The following is a 4,499-nucleotide window of genomic DNA, read 5'->3' on the forward strand; positions in this document are numbered from 1 at the left end:
GCTTCTGAAAATTGAACATATGGAAACTGCTACAGAAAATACATTACCCGTAGGAAAACCAAAATGGTTAAAAGTTAAATTACCTATTGGTCAAAAATATACTGAATTAAGAGGATTAGTTGACAAATATAGCTTAAATACGATTTGCACCTCAGGAAGCTGCCCCAACATGGGAGAATGCTGGGGAGAAGGCACCGCTACCTTTATGATTTTAGGAAATATCTGTACCCGCTCTTGTGGTTTTTGTGGTGTAAAAACAGGTCGTCCAGAAACCATCGATTGGGATGAACCAGAAAAAGTAGCTCGATCAATAAAAATCATGAAAATCAAACACGCGGTCATTACCAGTGTAGATAGAGATGATGTGAAAGATGGAGGCTCGATCATTTGGAACGAAACGGTTAAAGCCATTCGAAGAATGAATCCAACCACGACACTTGAAACACTTATTCCAGATTTTCAAGGAATAGAACGCAACATTGATCGTATTGTTGAGGCAAATCCAGAAGTAGTATCGCACAACATAGAAACCGTTCGTCGCTTAACGCGTGAAGTACGTATTCAAGCCAAATATGACCGTAGTCTTGAAGTGTTGCGCTATTTAAAAGAAAAAGGCATCAACAGAACCAAATCTGGCATTATGCTGGGACTTGGAGAACAAGAGGAAGAAGTTTTTCAATCCCTAAGAGACTTGCAACAAGCCAATGTGGACATCGTTACTATAGGGCAATATTTACAACCTAGCAAAAAACACCTTCCGGTAAAAGAGTTTATCACACCAGAACAATTTGCCAAATACGAAGCCTACGCTTTATCACTAGGCTTTAGACATGTTGAAAGTGGCCCACTAGTACGTTCATCATACAAGGCTCAAAAACATATTTTGTAGACCCTATATAACAAATCTCATTAACCAAAAAAAACAAAACCAACTCATTGAAAACAAGAATTGCTATAAATGGTTTTGGTCGAATTGGCCGTAACTTATTTCGCCTTTTATTGGATCACCCTAGCATTGAAGTTATTGCCATCAACGATATTGCCGATATTGCTACGATGGCGCATTTAATTAAATACGATAGCATTCATGGGGTTTTGAACAAAAAGGTGAACTATGACGCCACGGGTCTACTAATTGACGAGACTCATTACTTGTTTTTTAACGAAAAAAAAGTAAGTGATCTAGATTGGAAAAAGCACAATATCGATTACGTCATCGAATCAACTGGAAAACACAAGACTTTTGAAGAGATCAATGCCCATATTGTAGCGGGAGCTAAAAAAGTGATTCTATCTGCTCCCGCCGAAGTAGAAAACATCAAAACAGTCGTGCTAGGAGTAAACGAAGCAATCTTAGACGGTTCGGAAACTATAATTTCTAACGCAAGTTGCACCACCAACAATGCTGCTCCAATGATTAAAATTATCGATGAATTGTGCGGCATAGAACAAGCGTACATAACAACGATACATTCATACACTACCGATCAAAGCTTACACGACCAGCCTCACAAGGATTTACGAAGAGCACGTGGAGCCAGTCAATCTATCGTTCCTACGACTACAGGAGCAGCAAAAGCATTGACCAAAATATTCCCTAAACTAGAAGGTAAAATTGGAGGTTGTGGAATCCGAGTTCCAGTGCCCGATGGTTCGTTAACCGATATTACTTTTAATGTAAAACGAGCCGTAAGTATCCAAGAAATAAATGAAGCATTTAAAAAAGCTTCTCAAAACGAACTCAAAAACATCCTCGATTATACAGAAGACCCAATCGTATCTGTTGACATCATTGGCAATACCCATTCGTGTTTATTTGACGGTCAGCTTACTTCTGTTATCGACAAAATGGTAAAAGTAGTGGGCTGGTATGATAACGAAATTGGATATTCATCACGAATTATAGATTTAATACTCCACACAAGATAGACTGTACCAATGATACAAAAATTGAAATACTTACTTCTTTTATTTTTTGCCAATAGCTTTTTATTGTTTTCAGCTACGCAATCGATAGATAGTATAAGTATTTATCAAGAGTGGTCAAATTACAATACTAAAATCAACAATTACTCAAAATCAGTACACTTTGCAAAAAAAGCTTTAAAATATAGTCAGTTAAGCAAAAATATTGAAGCACAAATTGAACAAAACTTTCTAGTTGGCAAACTGTATTTTGATTTAAAAAATTTTACAGAAGCGAGTGCTTACTTCGAACAAAGCCAAGAAAATAATACGTCTTTATTTTTCTAAATCTGATGCTTTTCCAAGTGATAGCTGTAGGCTTTGTTCGAAGTAAGCACTCGCTTCTGTAAAATTTTTTAAATCAAAATACAGTTTGCCAACTAGAAAGTTTTGTTCAATTTGTGCTTCAATATTTTTGCTTAACTGACTATATTTTAAAGCTTTTTTTGCAAAGTGTACTGATTTTGAGTAATTGTTGATTTTAGTATTGTAATTTGACCACTCTTGATAAATACTTATACTATCTATCGATTGCGTAGCTGAAAACAATAAAAAGCTATTGGCAAAAAATAAAAGAAGTAAGTATTTCAATTTTTGTATCATTGGTACAGTCTATCTTGTGTGGAGTATTAAATCTATAATTCGTGATGAATATCCAATTTCGTTATCATACCAGCCCACTACTTTTACCATTTTGTCGATAACAGAAGTAAGCTGACCGTCAAATAAACACGAATGGGTATTGCCAATGATGTCAACAGATACGATTGGGTCTTCTGTATAATCGAGGATGTTTTTGAGTTCGTTTTGAGAAGCTTTTTTAAATGCTTCATTTATTTCTTGGATACTTACGGCTCGTTTTACATTAAAAGTAATATCGGTTAACGAACCATCGGGCACTGGAACTCGGATTCCACAACCTCCAATTTTACCTTCTAGTTTAGGGAATATTTTGGTCAATGCTTTTGCTGCTCCTGTAGTCGTAGGAACGATAGATTGACTGGCTCCACGTGCTCTTCGTAAATCCTTGTGAGGCTGGTCGTGTAAGCTTTGATCGGTAGTGTATGAATGTATCGTTGTTATGTACGCTTGTTCTATGCCGCACAATTCATCGATAATTTTAATCATTGGAGCAGCATTGTTGGTGGTGCAACTTGCGTTAGAAATTATAGTTTCCGAACCGTCTAAGATTGCTTCGTTTACTCCTAGCACGACTGTTTTGATGTTTTCTACTTCGGCGGGAGCAGATAGAATCACTTTTTTAGCTCCCGCTACAATATGGGCATTGATCTCTTCAAAAGTCTTGTGTTTTCCAGTTGATTCGATGACGTAATCGATATTGTGCTTTTTCCAATCTAGATCACTTACTTTTTTTTCGTTAAAAAACAAGTAATGAGTCTCGTCAATTAGTAGACCCGTGGCGTCATAGTTCACCTTTTTGTTCAAAACCCCATGAATGCTATCGTATTTAATTAAATGCGCCATCGTAGCAATATCGGCAATATCGTTGATGGCAATAACTTCAATGCTAGGGTGATCCAATAAAAGGCGAAATAAGTTACGGCCAATTCGACCAAAACCATTTATAGCAATTCTTGTTTTCAATGAGTTGGTTTTGTTTTTTTTGGTTAATGAGATTTGTTATATAGGGTCTACAAAATATGTTTTTGAGCCTTGTATGATGAACGTACTAGTGGGCCACTTTCAACATGTCTAAAGCCTAGTGATAAAGCGTAGGCTTCGTATTTGGCAAATTGTTCTGGTGTGATAAACTCTTTTACCGGAAGGTGTTTTTTGCTAGGTTGTAAATATTGCCCTATAGTAACGATGTCCACATTGGCTTGTTGCAAGTCTCTTAGGGATTGAAAAACTTCTTCCTCTTGTTCTCCAAGTCCCAGCATAATGCCAGATTTGGTTCTGTTGATGCTTTTTCTTTTAAATAGCGCAACACTTCAAGACTACGGTCATATTTGGCTTGAATACGTACTTCACGCGTTAAGCGACGAACGGTTTCTATGTTGTGCGATACTACTTCTGGATTTGCCTCAACAATACGATCAATGTTGCGTTCTATTCCTTGAAAATCTGGAATAAGTGTTTCAAGTGTCGTGGTTGGATTCATTCTTCGAATGGCTTTAACCGTTTCGTTCCAAATGATCGAGCCTCCATCTTTCACATCATCTCTATCTACACTGGTAATGACCGCGTGTTTGATTTTCATGATTTTTATTGATCGAGCTACTTTTTCTGGTTCATCCCAATCGATGGTTTCTGGACGACCTGTTTTTACACCACAAAAACCACAAGAGCGGGTACAGATATTTCCTAAAATCATAAAGGTAGCGGTGCCTTCTCCCCAGCATTCTCCCATGTTGGGGCAGCTTCCTGAGGTGCAAATCGTATTTAAGCTATATTTGTCAACTAATCCTCTTAATTCAGTATATTTTTGACCAATAGGTAATTTAACTTTTAACCATTTTGGTTTTCCTACGGGTAATGTATTTTCTGTAGCAGTTTCCATATGTTCAATTTTC

Annotated in this window: 5 protein-coding genes and 1 pseudogene; 3 read left to right on the plus strand and 3 right to left on the minus strand. The window is 37.0% G+C overall.

What is annotated here, in order from left to right; all coding sequences use genetic code 11:
• Window positions 1-19: 19 nt before the first annotated feature.
• The 3 genes from lipA (BXU11_RS16510) to BXU11_RS16520 are packed head-to-tail and all read left to right on the plus strand — an operon-like array spanning window position 20 to window position 2,253.
• Window positions 20-889 (plus strand): lipoyl synthase, encoded by an 870-nt coding sequence (lipA, locus tag BXU11_RS16510; RefSeq protein WP_024981296.1) that lies wholly within the window; start codon window positions 20-22, stop codon window positions 887-889.
• A gap of 47 nt (window positions 890-936) precedes the next feature.
• Complete coding sequence (gene gap, locus BXU11_RS16515; protein ID WP_078212462.1) at window positions 937-1,929, plus strand: type I glyceraldehyde-3-phosphate dehydrogenase; 993 nt, start codon at window positions 937-939, stop codon at window positions 1,927-1,929.
• Between the two features lie 21 nt (window positions 1,930-1,950).
• Window positions 1,951-2,253 (plus strand): hypothetical protein, encoded by a 303-nt coding sequence (locus tag BXU11_RS16520; RefSeq protein WP_189318553.1) that lies wholly within the window; start codon window positions 1,951-1,953, stop codon window positions 2,251-2,253.
• Here the strand turns inward: BXU11_RS16520 and BXU11_RS16525 are convergent.
• The 3 genes and pseudogenes from BXU11_RS16525 to lipA (BXU11_RS16535) all read right to left on the minus strand — a co-directional run bounded on the left by BXU11_RS16525 (window position 2,242) and on the right by lipA (BXU11_RS16535) (window position 4,486).
• Window positions 2,242-2,556, minus strand: coding sequence for a hypothetical protein (locus tag BXU11_RS16525; protein WP_189318554.1), 315 nt, complete (start codon window positions 2,554-2,556; stop codon window positions 2,242-2,244). The genes BXU11_RS16520 and BXU11_RS16525 overlap by 12 nt on opposite strands.
• Window positions 2,557-2,577: 21 nt before the next feature.
• Complete coding sequence (gap, locus tag BXU11_RS16530) at window positions 2,578-3,570, minus strand: type I glyceraldehyde-3-phosphate dehydrogenase (protein WP_078212462.1); 993 nt, start codon at window positions 3,568-3,570, stop codon at window positions 2,578-2,580.
• Between the two features lie 47 nt (window positions 3,571-3,617).
• Window positions 3,618-4,486 (minus strand): annotated as a pseudogene (gene lipA, locus BXU11_RS16535) (lipoyl synthase).
• Between the last annotated feature and the right edge of the window lie 13 nt (window positions 4,487-4,499).

The organism is Flavobacterium sp. LM5 (assembly GCF_002017945.1).
Lineage (GTDB): Bacteria > Bacteroidota > Bacteroidia > Flavobacteriales > Flavobacteriaceae > Flavobacterium > Flavobacterium succinicans.

Coding starts and splice junctions, on each gene's coding strand:
- lipA (WP_024981296.1), top strand. CDS start 20: ATGGAAACTGCTACAGAAAATACATTACCCGTAGGAAAACCAAAATGG.